General features: G+C 41.9%; 16 protein-coding genes. 12 read left to right on the forward strand and 4 right to left on the reverse strand.

Translation table 11 applies throughout. The features are described from left to right. The first annotated feature begins 65 nt into the window (after nucleotides 1-65). Together ompR and envZ are read left to right on the forward strand one after the other, a co-directional pair. Nucleotides 66-785: a two-component system response regulator OmpR gene (ompR, locus tag KAN5_RS15680; RefSeq protein ID WP_029216262.1), complete on the forward strand. Its 720-nt coding sequence runs from the start codon at nucleotides 66-68 to the stop codon at nucleotides 783-785. A gap of 6 nt (nucleotides 786-791) precedes the next feature. Then, the gene (gene envZ, locus KAN5_RS15685) at nucleotides 792-2,087 is read left to right on the forward strand and encodes a two-component system sensor histidine kinase EnvZ (RefSeq protein ID WP_244390078.1); all 1,296 of its coding nucleotides are present in this window, start codon (nucleotides 792-794) and stop codon (nucleotides 2,085-2,087) included. Between the two features lie 51 nt (nucleotides 2,088-2,138). On the opposite strand, the gene KAN5_RS15690 is transcribed toward envZ, so the two are convergent. Beyond that, nucleotides 2,139-4,181 (reverse strand): glycoside hydrolase family 97 protein, encoded by a 2,043-nt coding sequence (locus KAN5_RS15690; RefSeq protein ID WP_244390079.1) that lies wholly within the window; start codon nucleotides 4,179-4,181, stop codon nucleotides 2,139-2,141. A 188-nt stretch (nucleotides 4,182-4,369) separates the two neighbouring features. On the opposite strand from KAN5_RS15690, the gene KAN5_RS15695 reads away from it, so the two are divergent. The 3 genes from KAN5_RS15695 (at nucleotide 4,370) to KAN5_RS15705 (ending at nucleotide 7,885) form a co-directional block, all read left to right on the forward strand. Then, complete coding sequence (locus KAN5_RS15695; RefSeq protein WP_016710154.1) at nucleotides 4,370-4,999, forward strand: methylamine utilization protein; 630 nt, start codon at nucleotides 4,370-4,372, stop codon at nucleotides 4,997-4,999. Further along, the gene (locus KAN5_RS15700; protein WP_244390080.1) at nucleotides 4,986-6,215 is read left to right on the forward strand and encodes a hypothetical protein; all 1,230 of its coding nucleotides are present in this window, start codon (nucleotides 4,986-4,988) and stop codon (nucleotides 6,213-6,215) included. The genes KAN5_RS15695 and KAN5_RS15700 overlap by 14 nt, the downstream gene beginning before the upstream one ends. Before the next feature lie 68 nt (nucleotides 6,216-6,283). After that, entirely contained in the window at nucleotides 6,284-7,885 is a 1,602-nt protein-coding gene (locus KAN5_RS15705; protein ID WP_244390081.1) for a methyl-accepting chemotaxis protein, read from the forward strand. Between the two features lie 70 nt (nucleotides 7,886-7,955). Here the strand turns inward: KAN5_RS15705 and speE are convergent, their stop codons facing one another. After that, the gene (speE, locus tag KAN5_RS15710; protein WP_016710157.1) at nucleotides 7,956-8,819 is read right to left on the reverse strand and encodes a polyamine aminopropyltransferase; all 864 of its coding nucleotides are present in this window, start codon (nucleotides 8,817-8,819) and stop codon (nucleotides 7,956-7,958) included. Nucleotides 8,820-9,021: 202 nt separating this feature from the next. On the opposite strand from speE, the gene speA reads away from it, so the two are divergent. The 4 genes from speA (at nucleotide 9,022) to KAN5_RS15730 (ending at nucleotide 14,040) form a co-directional block, all read left to right on the forward strand. Continuing rightward, nucleotides 9,022-10,899: a biosynthetic arginine decarboxylase gene (gene speA / locus KAN5_RS15715; protein WP_244390082.1), complete on the forward strand. Its 1,878-nt coding sequence runs from the start codon at nucleotides 9,022-9,024 to the stop codon at nucleotides 10,897-10,899. Nucleotides 10,900-10,962: 63 nt separating this feature from the next. Next, complete coding sequence (locus KAN5_RS15720; RefSeq protein WP_016710159.1) at nucleotides 10,963-11,841, forward strand: acyltransferase; 879 nt, start codon at nucleotides 10,963-10,965, stop codon at nucleotides 11,839-11,841. A gap of 19 nt (nucleotides 11,842-11,860) precedes the next feature. Beyond that, a complete protein-coding gene (locus tag KAN5_RS15725) occupies nucleotides 11,861-12,784 on the forward strand; it encodes an acetyltransferase (RefSeq protein ID WP_244390083.1) in 924 nt (307 codons plus the stop codon). A 47-nt stretch (nucleotides 12,785-12,831) separates the two neighbouring features. Next, nucleotides 12,832-14,040, forward strand: coding sequence for a mechanosensitive ion channel family protein (locus KAN5_RS15730; protein ID WP_050901605.1), 1,209 nt, complete (start codon nucleotides 12,832-12,834; stop codon nucleotides 14,038-14,040). Here the strand turns inward: KAN5_RS15730 and chrA are convergent. Further along, nucleotides 14,003-15,151 (reverse strand): chromate efflux transporter, encoded by a 1,149-nt coding sequence (chrA, locus tag KAN5_RS15735; protein WP_244390084.1) that lies wholly within the window; start codon nucleotides 15,149-15,151, stop codon nucleotides 14,003-14,005. The genes KAN5_RS15730 and chrA overlap by 38 nt on opposite strands. A 236-nt stretch (nucleotides 15,152-15,387) precedes the next feature. On the opposite strand from chrA, the gene KAN5_RS15740 reads away from it, so the two are divergent. Continuing rightward, nucleotides 15,388-16,020, forward strand: a complete 633-nt coding sequence (locus tag KAN5_RS15740) for an OmpA family protein (RefSeq protein WP_138555171.1) — start codon at nucleotides 15,388-15,390, stop codon at nucleotides 16,018-16,020. 73 nt (nucleotides 16,021-16,093) lie between these two features. Here KAN5_RS15740 and KAN5_RS15745 read toward each other — a convergent pair whose 3' ends face one another. Continuing rightward, nucleotides 16,094-17,875 (reverse strand): ABC transporter transmembrane domain-containing protein, encoded by a 1,782-nt coding sequence (locus KAN5_RS15745; RefSeq protein ID WP_138555172.1) that lies wholly within the window; start codon nucleotides 17,873-17,875, stop codon nucleotides 16,094-16,096. 89 nt (nucleotides 17,876-17,964) lie between these two features. Between KAN5_RS15745 and KAN5_RS15750 the strand changes: the two genes are divergently transcribed. Together KAN5_RS15750 and KAN5_RS15755 are read left to right on the forward strand one after the other, a co-directional pair. Next, nucleotides 17,965-18,363 (forward strand): DUF3224 domain-containing protein, encoded by a 399-nt coding sequence (locus tag KAN5_RS15750; protein ID WP_016710165.1) that lies wholly within the window; start codon nucleotides 17,965-17,967, stop codon nucleotides 18,361-18,363. A gap of 11 nt (nucleotides 18,364-18,374) precedes the next feature. After that, nucleotides 18,375-18,557, forward strand: coding sequence for a hypothetical protein (locus tag KAN5_RS15755; protein ID WP_244390085.1), 183 nt, complete (start codon nucleotides 18,375-18,377; stop codon nucleotides 18,555-18,557). The last annotated feature ends 33 nt before the right edge of the window (nucleotides 18,558-18,590 follow it).

Here is an 18,590-nt window from a genome sequence, read left to right on the forward strand (position 1 = left end):
TTTTTTATTATCAAGTTTTTCATTTATATTAATCAGTAACAGTAAAAACAATAAGAATGAAATTAATGGGACATGAAACTACAAAAGTATTAGTCGTTGATGATGATATGCGCTTACGCGGCTTGTTAGAGCGCTACTTGGTAGAACAAGGATTTATTGTACGTACAGCGGGCAACTCAGAACAAATGGATCGCTTACTAGAACGTGAAAACTTTCACTTAATGGTGCTCGATTTAATGCTTCCGGGCGAAGATGGCTTATCTATTTGCCAGCGCTTACGTCAAAAAGAAAATGAAATCCCCATTGTAATGCTGACCGCTAAAGGTGATGAAGTTGACCGAATTATTGGTTTAGAACTTGGCGCAGATGACTACATTCCAAAGCCATTTAATCCACGCGAATTATTAGCTCGTATTAAAGCCATTTTGCGCCGTCGCGCAAAAGAAGTACCTGGGGCGCCTGCTGCAGAAGAAAATGAAATTACGTTCGGGGAATTCTCACTTAATTTAGCCACGCGAGAAATGAGCCAAGGTGACAAGACCATGTCGTTAACCAGTGGCGAGTTTGCGGTATTAAAAGCGTTGGTGACTCACCCACGAGAGCCGCTAAGCCGTGATAAGTTAATGAATTTAGCTCGTGGCCGTGATTACAGCGCACTAGAGCGTAGTATCGATGTACAAGTATCGCGTTTGCGTCGGATGATTGAAGTCGATGCCGCTAATCCGCGTTATATTCAAACTGTGTGGGGCTTAGGTTACGTATTTGTACCTGATGGTGAAAAATAACCTGCTATGAGTATGTTTCCCAAGAGTGCATTTGGACAAACAGTGTTTTTGGTAGCAGCATTATTGTTGATCAACCAAGTAGTATCTTACATCACTGTGAGTCTATACGTAGTTAAACCGACCATTGAACAAGTTAATCTGATTTTAGCCAAGCAGATCAAAACCGTGTTTATAGATTGGGAAGATGGCGTTGAGATCAGCGATGAAGTATCGAATAAGTTTTTTGAAATAACGGGTATCGAAGTCATGAGTCAGCGCCAAGCGATGAGCGAGGGGCTCGGCCAAACCCGTGAGTATTCAATGCTATCACGCAGTATGTCTGAGCAATTAAATGGCTCTGCCCGAGTGCGCATCAGTCAAACCGATCCGTTAGTATATTGGGTTGAAGCACCGCAAGCCCCTGGTTACTGGGTTAAAGTTCCTCTGACTGGTTTTAAAGAAAACAACCTCGAATTTTTGACCTTCTATTTATCCAGTATCGGTTTTTTAAGTGTGCTTGGTGGCTGGCTTTTTGCTCGTCACTTAAATCGACCATTAAAAGCATTGCAGCAAGCGGCTGTTAAAGTAGGTGTTGGTGACTTTTCCACTAAACTTGAAGAACATGGTTCAACTGAAGTGATTGAGGTAACACGGGCATTTAATCAAATGTCACGAGGGATTGCTGCACTTGAAAATGACCGTCGATTATTGATGGCGGGTGTGTCTCATGATTTACGTACGCCACTGACACGCATTCGCTTAGCCACCGAAATGATGTCGGATGAAGAAGACTACCTGCGAGAAGGGATCATCTACGACATTGAAGATATGAATGCCATTATCGATCAATTTATTGAGTATTTGCGCCACCACAAACGTGAAGAGCTCGCGCTTGAAGATCTTAATGCGATTGTTTCAGAAGTGGTGCACTCAGAGCAAAAACATCAACGTACTATCACCTTTCGCGAAAACCCTAGTATTAGTAATATCCCTTTAAGTATGGTGGCAATTAAACGCGTTGTTACCAACATGATTGAAAATGCGATACGTTATTCGGATGGCGATATTGAAGTTGAAACGGCGATCAGCAGTGATAAAAAATACGCTGTGGTGATGGTAAATGATCATGGCCCCGGTATTCCTGAGAGTGAACTAGAAACTGTATTTGAACCCTTTAAACAAGGTGATGCAGCCAGAGGCAGTGAAGGTAGCGGCTTAGGTTTGGCAATTATCAAACGCATAATTGATATGCACGGTGGTAAGGTAAAATTAGTAAACCGCCCAGAAGGTGGTTTAAGTGCACAAATTTATTTACCTAAGTAGCCTTTAGCCGTAAGCAACTTAAAGCTTACGGCTTAAAACTTATGGCTACCTTTAAAGCGCTTTAAATCTAATTGCTGTGCCGCCGCTGGTGGCAAGTTTCAGCGTTAGCTTATCTGTTGCTGTAACAACGCGTTTTTCGATTTTTAAATCGTAAGGGTTGTTCTTCCACTCGGCTTTGTCACCATCACGGTAAATGTGTGCTTCAAACTTTTTACCTTGCTCTAAAAAGTCGAGTTCAACTTCTATGCTACGGGCTTGCTCATCGGTGACTGCGCCTAAGTACCAATCGTTACCTGAATAGTGATCGCGTTTGCGCTCTTTACGAGCAAATACTACGTAGTCGCCAACTTCCCCTGCGATAGCGATACTTTGTTGCCAATCAGTGGGTACGTCTTGAATAAACTGGAAGGCATCAGGCTTGGCCAAATAGTTACGCGGTAAGTCAGCGGCCATTTGAATTGGGCTATACATTACAACATATAAAGCCAGTTGCTTCGCTAAAGTGGTTTGTGGGCGATTAGTATCAGCGCCTAAACCATTAAAACTCATATCAAAAATACCCGGAGTAAAATCCATCGGCCCTGCCAGCATACGAGTGAAGGCAAGCATTGGAATATGTTCAGGTGGATTAGGTGGTGTGCCCCAAGCATTAAATTCTTGGCCGCGAGCACCTTCACGAGCGATCCAATTTGGATACGTACGGCGCAGGCCGGTGTCTTTAATTGGCTCATGGGTATTAATGCTGAGCTTATGTTTAGCGGCTAGTTTGATACTGTGAAGGTACTCGTTAACCATAAATTGGCCGTCATGCCATTCTTTTCGAACAATACCATTGTCGTCAATGCGTTTGATATTACCGCCATCAGCAACGTATCCTGTCTTCACTTGGCTAACGTTGGATTTTTCATAGAGTGCGTAGGCATCTTCCATTTGCTTGCGGTAGTTTGTAACGTTACCAGATGTTTCGTGGTGGCCAATCAGTTGTACACCTTTTTGTTTACCGTAACGAGTAAGTTCAGCAATATCAAAATCATCGTAAGGTTTGGTAAAGCTAAATACATCGCCATTAAAGAACCAGTCGCCATCCCAGCCAATATTCCAGCCTTCCACTAACACACCATCAAAACCGTATTTAGCGGCAAAATCCATGTAACGCTTTGTCTCGCTGGTAGTGGCGCCGTGTTTTTCACCGCTCCCCCAAGTATTTTCATTGATGTGCATGCCCCACCAAATACCGACATACTTCCCTGGTTTAACCCATGACACATCACCGAGTTTATTGGGTTCATTGAGGTTTAAAATAATATCTGAGTTGATCAAATCAACGGCTTTTGCACCAATTTGAATGGTACGCCACGGTGTATTAAACGCGCCGTGTTTTTTTACAGCGATGCCATCAGACCAAGGAGTTAAATCGGCTTGTAAAGTACCTGGGCGACGTTGATTTAACACCATACTGGCGTAATCAACTAGCGCTGCTTCGTGAATACTGACATGCACTCCATCGGCATTTTTAAAAGTAAATGGTGTGTGTACCAACGCGGCATCGTGTAATGGCGTGGTGTTATATGCGTATTCATAGCGATTCCAGCCACGCGCCGGGATCCACCATGCAGTGGTTTTATCAGCACCGGCAATTGCAAACTCAGTAAGCTCTTTGGTGATTTCTATGTTTTCAAAACCTACTTGTTTAGGTACTTCGTAGCGAAAACCTACGCCATCATCAAATGCTCTAAAGCGTACGGTGTAAGTAGCTGCGTGTGGGGCCGATTTGCTAAAAGTAACGGCCACTTCATTATGCTGATCAATAACGGTTTCGCGTTCTCCCCAAGGTTGTTGCCATTGGCTATCATGTTGGGTGTTTTGTACGTCGATGATTTTAAACCCTTCAGCAAAGGCGGCTTGCTGTTTAAATTCAAAACCAAGCACTGAGTTTTCGATGATATCTTTGCCGTTAAAGCTGATTTTATAGCTTGGCATTATTTGCTGATCTGAAATGGTTATTTTTATATTTCCATTCGGAGATTGAATTGTCGCGTCTTTAGCAAAGCAAGCGCTTGAAAATCCTAATAGAAGTAGCAAAGGTAATCGCATAGCTGTTCCTTGAGGTGTAACCTAATTGAATCATTTAGCATAAAACGCCAGTGCTTTTATTACGAGATGGTTGCATACGTATTCAATTTATTGTCAGCTAAGCTGAAACTAAATCTTGGTAATAAAATTAACAAAGTATCAATTGAATCGGTCTATAATGAATAAAAATAAAATAATAAGACATTCAGATGTTCAAACTATTTATTACTGCTTTATTCATTTTTATGGGCTGTAAAAGCTATGCTGCAACCATCACTATTCATGATCAAAACCAGCAACCGCTCGCAAATGCGGTAGTATGGCTAACTGCAACTGATCATACCCTACAAACACTGCCTGTGAGTTCACTCTTTACGATGACGCAAAAAGACCGGCAATTTACTCCTCATGTTTTAGTGGTACCGCAAAATGCGCAGGTTGAATTCCCCAATGCTGATTCAATCATGCATCATGTTTATTCGTTTTCAAACGCTAAATCATTTGAACTAAAGCTTTACCGTGAGCAACCGCAAGCTCCGATCCGCTTTGAGCAAACGGGAGTTGTTGAGCTAGGTTGTAATATTCATGATTGGATGTTGGGTTATATAGTAGTGGTTGATAGTCCATTTTATGGCATCACAAATACTCAAGGACAAATAGCGCTGACTCCACAACACGGTGAGTATGAACTTAATGTATGGCATGAAGGATTTAGCGATATTAGTCAAACCGAAAGTAAAACTATCGCGCTTGGTAGCGCAGCGGTTGTTTATCAAATAAAGCAGGTTATTGTTCCTCGCATTACGATTGGTGTAGATGAATTTGATGACTATGAATAAGGTTAGTTTAGCTTTTATCCTACTAGGGCTAGCATTTAGCTTTAATGCACTGGCACAGGTTAAGGGATTACTGCAATTGACTGCTGTAAATGGTGACCCGCAACTTAGTTGGCAAGAAGGTGGCGTTGGACTTTACCGTTACGATAGTGACAACGATGGTATTGTACTTTCGCAGGGTCTTATCGATTTTAGGGTTGATTTAAGTACTAATTGGTCGGCGCATGGGGTTGTTAATGCTCATCAAGATCCGCAAGCTTCGTTAGGTTTTAGCCAAGCCTATTTTCAATATCAGCCACTAACGAGTAGCAAGTATAAATGGCATGTTAGAGCGGGGGGATTTTACCCGTTATTATCACTGGAAAACCCGGATATGGGTTGGATCTCTCCTTATAATTACACCAACTCTGCTATTAATTCTTGGATTGGTGAGGAGGTTCGTACTGTGGGGGTTGAAGCAACTATCAAGCGCCCTGGTCGCAGCTTTAACAGTAAACATAGCTTTGCGTTTGTTGGTGCAACATTTAAAGGGAATGATCCCGCAGGTACGCTTTTAGCGTGGCGTGGATTTGCAATGCATGACCGACAAACAACCTTTAATGAAGCGGTTGCATTTGCACCCGTTGCATCACTTAATACACCTCAGCTGCAACATCAAGCAAATCAGGTTTTGCCTTTTGAAGAAGTTGATGGTCGCTTTGGTTATTATGGTGGCATTCATTGGGACTATCTTAAAAAGTCACAGTTTCGTTTTTATTATTATGATAATAATGGCGATCCAGCGGCATTAAATTACAGCACAGGGCAATATGCGTGGGATACGCGGTTTTCAAGTGTTGCATGGTTGTATAAATTTACAGCTCAAACTCGCCTGATAGTACAAGCTATGTCTGGCAACACGGCGATGGGCGAGAGCCGTGGTGTTGATAATGACTTTTATAGTCACTTTATCCTATTAAGCCACAAAAAGGCAGCGCATAGGTTGTCTATTCGCTATGACTACTTTGAAGTTACTGACAAAGATGATTGGACGTTTGACCCAAATGCCAGTCATGGCGAAGGGATCACAGCTACTTGGCGCTACCAGCTTTCACCACAATGGCAGTTAGGGATCGAGGGGTCAGCTTTGCATAGTCAAGCTGACAACCGTGAAGCGATGGGCATTGCCAGAAAATTATCGCAACAGCAGCTGAGCTTAAATGTGCAGTGGCGCTATTAATGGTAATTTTATTCATTTGAACTATCTTTAAGTAACTATTGATACAGCATTTTTTGTAAAGGTAAAACATGAAATTACAGAGTATTCGTGTGAAAAGCTCCATTCCAATCATGTTACTTGGGATTGCAATAATTGTATTGATCACAGGTTACAGCCATTTGATTAATTTACAAAAAGTGGCTTTAGATACACAGTCTGAGCGATTCCTTAATGCTATTTCAGTGGTTGTTAATGGCGATCGTGATCTCTACCAAGCCAAAGTTGCAGAGTTGCATTTAGTCACGAATAAAATCGGCAATGCTGAAGAGTTGCAAGAGCATCAAGAAAACGCCCAACAAGTGGCTGAGCGATTTAAGCAGTATTTGCAGTACTTATCTGTCTATCCACAAGTTACTGCACAATTTAGTGGCTTTAACAACGCATTTGATAAATGGCTATCGGCATCAAATGCCTATATTGATGACCCACAAAACCGACAAAAAAATCTTCAAGCTGATAGAGAGTTTGCTGCACTGCGTGGCATTTTAGATAAGGCAGGTGAGCAAGCGGAGCTGACATCGAAAGATGAAAAACAAAAGCTGCTTGAAAAAATTAGCACTACAAAAGGATTCTTATTGGTTATGGTGGTAGTACTGTTAGCCATTTCTGGTTGGTTCAGTTATATCATTCCGCGTCAGTTAACTAAACAGATGCATTATGTGACTGCACGGATCAATGATATTGCCTCCGGTGACGGTGATTTAACGGGCAGGATCGCCGTCAAAAGCCAAGATGAATTTTCTGAGTTAGCGACAGCCTTTAATCGTTTTTTGGATAATTTACAGCAATTGATCCGTGATATTTTAGAACAAGCAAAAGAGTTAAATCACTTAGGTATCGATCTTAATCAGTTCGCCAAGCAAAATAATCAGGTCAACCAAAAACTCAGCCAAGCATCCGAGTCAATTGTCAGTGCTGTGCATGAGATGAGTGTTGCTAGTCGTGAAGTGGCCAATGTTGCGCAGCAGTCATCTAAAGAAGCAGATAACTCACAACAATTTGCTAAGCAGGGGTTAGCGGCGGTGGCTAATTCCAGTGATAAAATAGTTGCGTTATCTGATAATATGGAACACGCGAGTAATAAATCAACCGAGCTACAGGAAAACTCCGAGAATATAGCTAAAGTGCTAGATGTGATCCGTGCAATTGCAGAACAAACTAATCTACTGGCGTTGAATGCGGCGATAGAAGCTGCGCGCGCCGGTGAGCAAGGTCGAGGTTTTGCGGTGGTGGCTGATGAAGTGCGCACTTTGGCAACTCGCACTCAAGAAAGCACTAATGATATACAAATTATGGTGGAGCAATTTGCTAATAGTGTAGAGCAATCATTAGCGGCAATTAATGGTGGCAAGCGCTTTGCTGATGAAGCTGTTGCTTCATTTGCGCAAACTAATGATGTGCTTAATGCTATGCAGCAATCATCGATAAAAGTGAATGATATGGCGATGCAAACAGCGCAAGCAACCGATGAGCAAACCGCCGTTGCTGAAGAAATTAGCCATAATTTATCGTCATTAAATGATCAAACCGTGCAAGGTGGTGAGCTTGCACATTCTACTGAAGAGGTGGCTGTAAGGATGAACCAGTTAACCGATGAGCTGAGTCGTTTAGTGCAACGTTTTAAGGTTTAGTTAATCTTAAATACAGGCAATAAAAAGGGTTCGTACGAACCCTTTTACATATCAATTTTTACTACAACGTTTACTTTTTCTCAAAAGCGCGTTTCATATAATTAGGTGTTGCTAGCGCGCCGTGGTGAATACCACTGTTGTAGTATTCTGTACCTTGTGCGATGTCTGCAGCAGCATCTTCTCTAAATCCTGCAAATGCTTCATCTTTACGAGCAAGCGTCACTGACCATAAACCACTTGGGTAAATTGGCTGTGGGAATGGCAGTGTTTGCAAATCGTTAAAGCCAACATCTGTCATTGCATCACGCATTTCTACTAATAATGGCATGTGCATAAGGGGTGATTCACTTTGTTGCACCATAATACCGCCAGGGCGAAGCGCGTTTAAACAGCTCGTGTAAAAAGCATGGTTGAATAAGCCTTCACCAGGGCCTACCGGATCAGTACCATCAACAATAACCACATCAATTGACTCAGCAGCAAGTTCACGCATGTACTTGATACCATCGTCAAACATGACAGTGGCACGTGGATCTTGGTTCGCTTCACATAATTCAGGGAAGTATTTTAATGACATTTGTGTCACAACTTCGTCAATATCAATCTGTGTAACAGATTCAACGCTAGGGTGTTTGAGCACTTCACGTAAGGTGCCGCAATCACCACCGCCGATAATGACTACATTTTTCGGGTTTGGGTGAGCAAGCAATGCTGGGTGGCTGATCATTTCATGGTAAAAAAAGTTCTCGCGACTACTTACCATAGTACAACCATCAATAATCATTAGGTTACCAAAGTCGGTAGTTTCATACATTTCGACTTTTTGGAAAGGTGATTGCTGCTCATCTAACTTTTTATTGATGCGTAGAGAGAACGCACTGCCGTCACGTTCGCTGATTTCGGTAAACCATTTGCTTTGCTCTAAATTTGCCATGTCGCTAGTTACACTTTTGAGTTGAGTATGAAAAAGGGGCAATTTTGCCAGTGCTTGGCGTTTTGCTCAATGAAATTTTAACCAGTATAGCGAATATTTTATCTTAGCTTTGGTTTAAAGGTTATTTTTTGTTAGCTTAGGGCGTTATGACGTATTAAAATAACCGATTCCGCGAAACTTGTTAACTAGAGAAGAATTTGCCATGACTTGGGGTTTAGACACAGCACGCTCTACATATAACGTCGCACATTGGAGCGATGGTTACTTTGACATTAATAGCCAAGGTGAGTTAGTCGCTTACCCAGATGGCGATCAAACTAAAGCCGCTATTTCATTAACTGAGTTGACTGAGCAATTCAAAAAACAAGGGTTAACGCTACCTGTACTAGTACGTTTTACTGATATTTTACAAAACCGCGTTGATACTCTAACCAGTGCTTTTCGCAGTGCACGTAATGCTCGTACCTATCATGGGCAATATACTTGTGTATACCCAATAAAAGTAAACCAACAGCGCTCAGTGGTCAGTAAGTTATTAGCCCACCCTAGTGGTTTAGTCGGTTTAGAGGCAGGCTCAAAACCTGAGTTAATGGCTATTTTAGGTGTAGCTAAACAGCCAATAACTATCGTTTGTAATGGCTATAAAGATAGCGAGTTTTTACGTTTAGCGTGTATTGGCCAAGCAATGGGGCACAAAGTTAAAATCGTGGTTGAAAAACTTTCCGAATTAACAACCTTACTCGCAGAAATTGAAGATTTAGGCATTGAGCCTGCCATTGGTATTCGTATCCGTTTAAATTCAGTGGGCAAAGGTAAATGGCAAAATACCGGTGGTGAAAAAGGTAAGTTTGGTTTAACAGCAGGGCAAGTATTAGCGGCTGTTGAAGTCCTTAAAAAACATGACAAACTGCATTTAATGCAAATGGTGCATTTTCATATTGGTTCACAAATTGCCAATATTCGTGATATTCACCGTGCTTTACGTGAATGTTCCCGTCACTTTGCTGAATTAAGCCAATTAGGTGTACCACTGAATACCGTGGATGTGGGTGGTGGTTTAGGGGTTGATTACGAAGGTTCGGGTTCACGCAGTGCTTGTTCAATGAATTATACAGTTGAAGAATACGCGCGTAATGTGGTTAATGCGTTTGCTGAAGTATGTGAGCAGCATGATTTACCACACCCTGCCATTATTACTGAATCAGGCCGCGCACTCACTGCGCATCATGCGGTATTGATCACCGATGTTATTGATGTTGAACAAGCACCAAATCACAGCAACCCAAGTGCCCCGGAGCCGAATAGTGCCTTAGTACTTGATGATATGTGGCAATGTTTACAGCGTTTAAATCCACGTATGGCACTGGAAATTTACCATGATGCCATGCACTTATTCAGCGAAGCACACGATCAATATGTACACGGCCTAGTAAGCATGTTGGAATGGGCTAAGATAGAACAGCTTTATTTTACTATTTTGCATCGCGTTCGTGCTTCTTTAAGCAATGCCCGTGCTCACCGTGAAGTGCTTGATGACCTAAACGAAAAATTAGCTGATAAACTGTTTGTGAACTTTTCTTTATTTCAGTCGCTGCCAGATGTCTGGGGGATTCAGCAGTTATTTCCGGTGATGCCGATTGAAAATCTCGACAAACCACTAACACAACGCGCTATTATTCAAGATATTACCTGTGATTCTGATGGGCAAATTCGTGAGTATGTGGAAGGTGCGGGAATTGAAACTAGCCTACCTATCCCACAATATGTTCCTGGACAGCAGTATCACATTGCTATGTTTATGGTCGGGGCGTACCAAGAGATATTAGGTGATCTGCATAATTTGTTTGGTGATACTGATTCTGTACACGTAGAGCTTACCGAGCAAGGTTACCAGCTTACGAATGCAATTAAGGGTGATAGTGTTAAGGATGTATTAAAGTTTGTTGATTATGATAGCGATATTTTTTCGGACAACTTTACTAGCACAGTGCAGCAGTTAGATATCAGTGAGCCAATTAAGCAACAATATTTAGCAGAGCTCAATGCAGGTCTTGAAGGGTATACCTATTTTGAAGATTAATTGCAATATTGGGTATGGCTTAATCAATTGCCTAACAGTTTTAATGAAAGGAATTAAGTAGTAATGTCTTTGATCCGTTGTATTTTTAGCATCTTTTTCTACACCCTAAATACGATAATTTGGTTTGTGCCTATTTTTATTTGTGGCTTAATTAAATTACTGCCGATTAAACCATTGCAAAAAGCCATGAGTTGGTCGGCTAAAAAGTGTGCCAGTATTTGGGTGTCTTGCAATTCGATTAATCAAAATATTTTTACTCCTCATCAGCTAAATGTCACTGGGCTTGAAGAAATAAAGCTAAAAGACTGGTATTTAGTTATTGCCAACCACCAAAGTTGGGTGGATATTTTAGTGATGCAGCGTGTACTTAATCGCCGCATCCCATTTTTAAACTTCTTTTTAAAGAAAGAGCTTATTTATGTGCCATTTTTAGGCTTGGCATGGTGGGCACTGGATTTCCCATTTATGACGCGCACAAGCAAAAGCCAATTAAAAAAGAACCCTAAACTGCGAGGCAAAGACTTAGAAACAACACGTAAAGCCTGTGAAAAGTTCAAAGAGATGCCGGTAAGTATTGTTAACTTTGTTGAAGGTACACGTTTTACAGCACAAAAACACGCTCGTCAGAACAGCCCTTTCCCACATTTATTGAAACCAAAAGCGGGTGGAGTAGCATTTGTAATGCAAGCGATGGGCGAGCAGATCTCTAAGGTAGTTAATGTGACTATCCATTACCCAGATGGCATTCCTAGCTTTGTCGACTTTGCAAGTGGTCGCGTTAAGAACATAAATGTACACATAGAAGTGCGGCCTGTAAGCCCCGAGTTAATAGGTGATTACACGGGAGACTCTGAATTTAGGGTTGGCTTTCAGTCTGAATTAAACCGCCTATGGCAAGAAAAAGAGCAACAGTTAGTTAAGCTTGAGCAACAAGCTAAGTGATCTGTACAAGCGAGTATGTATGCTAAAAAATATCATCCCTAAATGGCTAAATGGCCTTGCAGTAGGTACACTGCTTTTTAGTAATACCTTGCTGTGGGGCTGCATTGTGTTAATACTCGGTCTAATAAAGTTAGTATTACCCATGGCTTGGGTAAGTAACTTACTACATAGCGCTTATCAAGGCTGGTGTAGTGGGAATCGGCTTGGCTTAAAATTCAGTAATGCCAAAGTGACAACAGTGATTAATGGTGATGTTAATAAGCTGGGTTGGTATTTATTGATATCGAATCATTTTAGCTGGCTCGATATTGTGGTGCTAAGTGCAATTGACGTATTACCAGCGCCGAAATTTTTTCTAAAAGATGAGCTAAAATATGTGCCGCTGATTGGCTCTGGTGCGTGGGCGATGGGTATGCCATTCATGAAGCGCATCAGTAAGGCGCAAGTGGCGAAAAACCCAAAGCTCAAAGGTCTTGATGTTGAGCGCACTAAGCACAGTTGCCGAAACTTTCGTAGCCACCCAACCACCATCATTAATTTTGTTGAAGGGACGCGTTTTACTGCTGCAAAACATCAAGCTCAGCAAAGCCCATTTAAACATTTATTAAAGCCGAAAGCGGGTGGTGTTGCATTTGCATTAGAGGTGCTGGGTGAGCAGTTTGATGCCATTCTTAATACAACCTTGATGTACCAAGCAAAAAGCAATCATATTTGTGCGAGTTTTCTGCGAGGGCGCTTAAGTGAAGTTACAATAAATATTACTTTAGTGCCAGTCAGTTCTGAGTTACTTGGTAACTACCAGCAGGATAGTCAGTTTAGAGCTCGCTTCCAAGCGTCGATTAACCAATTATGGTTAGCTAAAGATAGCGAATTGGCTATGGCATATGCACAGCGCAACGCTGAAGCTGTCCTAATCAACAATAAGGAGATTAAACTACCGTGACTACACAGACGCGTCTACAACAATTGGTGACACCTTGGTTTGAAGGTATGCCAGATACGGCATTGTTTAGCTCTCTTACTGCTACCGCAATTGGAGTTTTCTCACTCTTGGTCGTGTATTTATTTACTCGTAGGTTAATGCTGCCTGGTATTCAAAAAGTGGTGACAAAACTTTCACCAGAGCGCATTGGTGTGTTAGCCCCCATGCTAACAAAGTTAAACCGTCGTTTTGCAGGGATGTTGTGTTGCGTTTTATTTTTAGCCACGTTTGATAGTGTCTACCCTGTAAGTGAGTTTGTAGCCGAAGTGTTTAAAACGATCGGCCAAACGTTGTTGATTATTCATGTCGGTTTTATTATCAGTAGTATTGTAAGTATTGCGGGTGGTATTTATAACCAGCTTGAATTTGCCCGAGAAGTGCCTATTCAAGGGTTGATCCAAGTCGTAAAGCTGATCACCTTTATGATTTGTGCGATCCTAATTGTGAGTATCGTACTGGAAAAATCACCCACTTATATTCTTTCGGGCTTTGGCGCGATTGCCGCCGTGACTTTATTAGTATTTAAAGACACTATTTTAGGATTTGTTGCCAGCATTCAAATAGCCGCAAATCGCTTGGTAACCTACGGAGATTGGATCCAGGTAGATAACTATGGCGCAGATGGTGAAGTGATTGATCTGGGTTTAAATACGGTAAAAGTACGAAACTGGGATAATACAATCACCACGATCCCTACTTATATGTTGGTAGCGGGATCATTTAAAAATTGGCGCGGTATGCAAGAGTCTGGCGGACGTCGTATCAAGCGCTCCCTTAATATTGATATGAATAGTATACGTTTAGCCGATGATGAATTGACCAAAACGATAGGTCAAACTATCGCTTTAAAAGAATATATCAAGATGAATACGCTACCAGATCCGGTATCGAATCTCGGCTTGTTCCGTCGTTATGCTGAAGGTTATTTAAAACAGCACAGTAAGATCAATACCTCACTGACATTAATGGTGCGTGAGCTACAGCCGCTTAATCACGGCTTACCTATTGAATTTTACTGTTTTAGTGAAGACAAACGTTGGATATCTTATGAGCATCTGCAAGCAGAGATCATGGACCATCTGCTTGCTGTATTGCCTATTTTTGATTTGCGTCCTTACCAAAGTGTTACAGGACAATTTAGTCCTGCTTCCATTAACCCAACAGGTATTAAGCCCACAATTAAAGTGGCAAATAATACTGAAGAAGACCCATACTAATAAAGGCTATCAACAGCCACCAAATAGGTGGCTTAGCAAGTCTTAACCATGCAAATGCAGCGGCAACAATCACACTATGCCAAATAGAGTGGATCGCAGATGTCCAGATTGGTGAATACAACGCCGCTGCTAAAAATCCCACCACGGCAGCGTTGAGAGCAGCAATACTACTTGCAAAACGAGGGCGTTTGGCTAATTGTAGCCAACTGTTTTGCAAAGCAAACATTAGTAACAACCCCGGTAAAAAAATTAAAATGGTAGCAATTAATGCACCTACAACAGGCTGAATCCCCTCAAATTGCGCACCTAAATAACTCGCAATAGTGAACATAGGCCCAGGTACTGCTTGAGCGCTGGCATAAGCTGTTAGAAATTGTTCCGTACTAAGGGTAGGCAAACCTGCTTGCAGAATGGGTAACACGACATGCCCACCACCAAACACCATTGCACCCGCTTGATAAAAAGGCGCAAATAACGCGATACTTTCATTTAGGGGAATAAAGCTTAAAGCCAGTAGTAAGGCAAATAGCAGTAAAGCAAACCAGTTAATTCCCGCTTTAGTTGTGGTTTTACTCTCATCATTATTTAAGTTGAGCATTGGCCAAATAGCACCAACACTGGCAGCTATTACTAAAACAGCTATTTGACTGGTTAGATTTGGTATTAATATAAGCAATATGGTACTTGCTACGGCCAATATTTTTAATATCCAATTAGTGCAAAAGCTTTTCGCCATACTGAGAGTGGCATCGGCGACAATAACCACAGCGAACAGCTTTAATCCTGCAATAATCGCAAAGTAAATGGCATCAAACTGATGGGTACTAATCGCAAGTAATATCATGATCAACAAGGATGGCAGTGTAAAGCCAATAAATGCCGCAATACCACCGAGTAATCCACCGCGTTCAACTCCTATGGCAAATCCCACTTGGCTTGAGCCTGGCCCCGGTAGTGCTTGGCTTAAACTAATTAATTGCGCATAACGTTGGGTAGTTAACCACTTAAGGTTATCAACAAAATGGCGTTTAAAGTAGCCCAAGTGTGCCGCTGGCCCGCCAAAGCTCATACAACCGAGTAAAAAAAACTGTTTAAATATAGCGAGTAACATAATGAATGTATTTTCCTTTACCACTTTTATATTTCATTATGACAAATTTTAGTGACAGTTTTATGGTTTTTAATTGATGTACCTATTTAGCTTAGATAACGAAATACCTCGGTTCTTAACCGAAAATTCAACAGTTGCTCACAAGGCGATGGGCTTTTAACTGAGTCTTCATCGTTTGTTCATGGATAACTTTGCATACTTGCTGGCAAATGAGAATTTATAGGTAAGGAGTTACCATGACGTTAACTAAACCATTACTAACAGCAGCAATCGTAGGTGTACTACTGACTGGGTGTGAAACCACCAACACAGGTGTGGGAGCGGGTATTGGTGCCGCAACCGGCGCTGTGCTAGGTAAAGCAACCGGTGACCACGATGATAAACGTATTTTTATTGGTGCTGCTATTGGTGCACTAGCTGGCGCCGCTGTCGGTGACTACATGGACAAACAAGAAGCGGCTTTTCGTGATGAGCTTGCGGGTTCTGGCGTCGAGGTTGTGCGTGAAGGTGATAACTTACGCTTAGTTATGCCATCTAATATTACTTTTGCCACTGATCAATCGTATATTTCATCGGGTTTTCATAACACCTTAGATGCTATTGCTAAAGTTATGAATAAATACGAAAAAACATTTTTAAGTATTGAAGGGCATACTGATAGCACAGGTAAAGACAGCTACAACATGACGTTATCTGAGCAGCGCGCACAAAGCGTAAAAAGCTACTTAGTGAACCAACAGATCCTAGCTGGGCGTATTAGTACACGCGGCTACGGGGAAACTCGGCCAATTGCCAGTAACGACAGCGCTAACGGCCGCGCACAAAACCGCCGTGTAGAAATTCAAATCGTACCAAACACCGAAGGTTAGTTATTTGCATTTATTTATCTCAATCACTTGTTTATTAGCTGGTGATTGAGATTATTTACCGCTGACCGCCCCCTCAATCTCTATTAAACTGCAGCTCACATAATTGTTTATACAGCGGATTAGACTCTATTAATTGTTGGTGAGTCCCCGTTGCAATAATTTCACCTTGCTCCATCACTACAATTACATCGGCATGTTTTACGGTTGCTAAGCGGTGAGCAATGATCAAGGTTGTTCTGTCTAGCATTAAATGTTCAAGCGCGGCTTGTACGTGGTGTTCACTTTGTGCATCTAAGGCGCTAGTTGCTTCATCTAATAGCAGTATTTCAGGGTCTTTTAGTATGGCTCTTGCTAATACAATGCGCTGTTTTTGCCCGCCGGATAAACGCACACCTTGCTCACCTAAAAAGCTTTCATAGCCATTTGGTAATTGCGCTATAAACTCATCGGCATGAGCATGCTTAGCGGCAGCATATACTTGCTCGTCAGTGGCATCGGGGTTGCCATAGCGAATGTTGTGCATGACATCCGAGCTAAATAAAATTGGGTTTTGTGCCACCATACCCATGCTATTGCGCAGCGTATTGAGTGACAGATCTTTAATATTTATGCCATGAAATTTAATGTCGCCATGGGCGGGGTCGTAAAAGCGTTGTAATAGTTCAAAAAGAGTGGTTTTACCTGCACCAGATGGGCCGACAATCGCCACTGTTTGGCCTTGTTTTATATTAAGCGTTACATTTCTCAGTGCACTTACATCAGGACGTGATGGGTAATTAAAAGTAATGTTATTGAGCTCAATGGCCGCTGATTTATTGTTTAACTGCAACTGTTCATCAAGTGGTGCTTCAGGGTTTACAATTTCACTTTTTACCGCTAACAGCTCAAGCAGTCGTGCTGCGGCACCAGCCGCACGCTGTAATTCACCATATACTTCGGCCACGGTTGCCACTGACATAGCCACCATAATGGCGTAAAACACAAACGCGCCTAGCTCACCACCGGTCATGGTGCCTGCGAGTACATCGCTGCCGCCAACCCAAAGCATCACGCTTATGGCACTAAAGGTTAAAAATATCACTGCGGCAATTAAAAACGAGCGTTGCTTAATGCGGCTTTTGGCAACCTTAAAGGCTTTTTCGGTCTCGAGTGCAAAGGCGTGCTGCTCACGCTGTTCATGACTATAGCTTTGTACCACTTTGATGTTTTGAATAATTTCGCCAGCATACGTGCTTATATCGGCAATCGCATCTTGGCTGGAGCTGGCAAGCTTACGTACTTTTTTGCCAAATACCATCATCGGCACTAAAACCAACGGTACACAAGCAACCACCACCAAAGTGAGTTTTAAGTTAGTGATTAATAGCATAGCTAAACCACCCACCAACATTAGTGCGCTTCGCAGCGCCATAGAAAATGACGAGCCAATAATAGATTGCAGTAAGGTGGTATCAGTGGTGAGTCGTGACATTAATTCGCCACTGCGGTTTTCTTCAAAATAACTCGGATGAAGGGTAACAATGCGGTCAAACACCGCTTTACGAATATCATTACTAACACGTTCACCAATCCACGACATTAAATAAAAACGGCTAAAGGTGCCAATGGCTAGTAAGCTGATCAACCCAATGAGCACTAACACGGCTTGTTTTAGCTGCTCTTGAGAGCCTGCAATAAAGCCGTGATCGATGACAAATTTAACCCCTTGACCGAGTGATAAGTTAACTCCCGCGGTTACTAGTAGCGCTGCAAGTGCAGAAAAAACCACCCATTTGTAAGGTTTAATAAACTGAAAAATTGGAATTAAACTACTAAAAGCAGCTTTTTCTTTTGGCTCGGGTTTGCTGGTGCTCATGCTGGATTCTTTTTGGTGGATAAGGTATAGATATGGTTACATAAATCATAATTTCAATAACTAACTCTATAACAACGAAGGGACTAGCTATGGCGACTCAAAAAGTAACGGGCGAATTTAACGTTAAACTCAACCCCATTGAAGGTTATGCGAAAGGCGTTGATGGCGTAAATTTGGGGCGTATGTCAATTGATAAAACCTTTACCGGTGAGCTTGATGCAACCAGCACGGGCGAAATGCTCAGTGCAATGACAGCCACGCAAGGTAGTGCCGGTTATGTCGCCATTGAGCAAGTAACGGGGAGTTTATCAGGCAAAAAAGGCAGTTTTGTGCTTCAGCACTATGGGCAAATGAATAAAGGCAAAGACAGTCTAATCTTACAAGTTGTGCCTGATTCAGCAAGCGGTGAGCTAGAAGGATTAACTGGTGATATGGCAATCCGCATTGAACAAGGCATTCACTTTTATGACTTTGAATATCAACTGTAAAGGCTAAAGCTATGCAAAAAATAATAGAATTTAAAAAAACGCGCTTTTTCGGTGGTGTAAACGTCGAGGCCCTAAACGAAAAAATTTATCAATTAAACCAAGATGGCTGGAAAGTGATAAATGTAAGCTCGATCACAGGGTTTTTCGGTGAAGCGAATGGTTATGCGTTACTTATCGAAAATACGGAATTGTAAATGACGCTATCGCTAAGTTTAGTCGCCATTTGG

It is taken from the genome of Pseudoalteromonas sp. KAN5, assembly GCF_022846535.1.
Classification (GTDB): Bacteria; Pseudomonadota; Gammaproteobacteria; order Enterobacterales; family Alteromonadaceae; genus Pseudoalteromonas; species Pseudoalteromonas haloplanktis.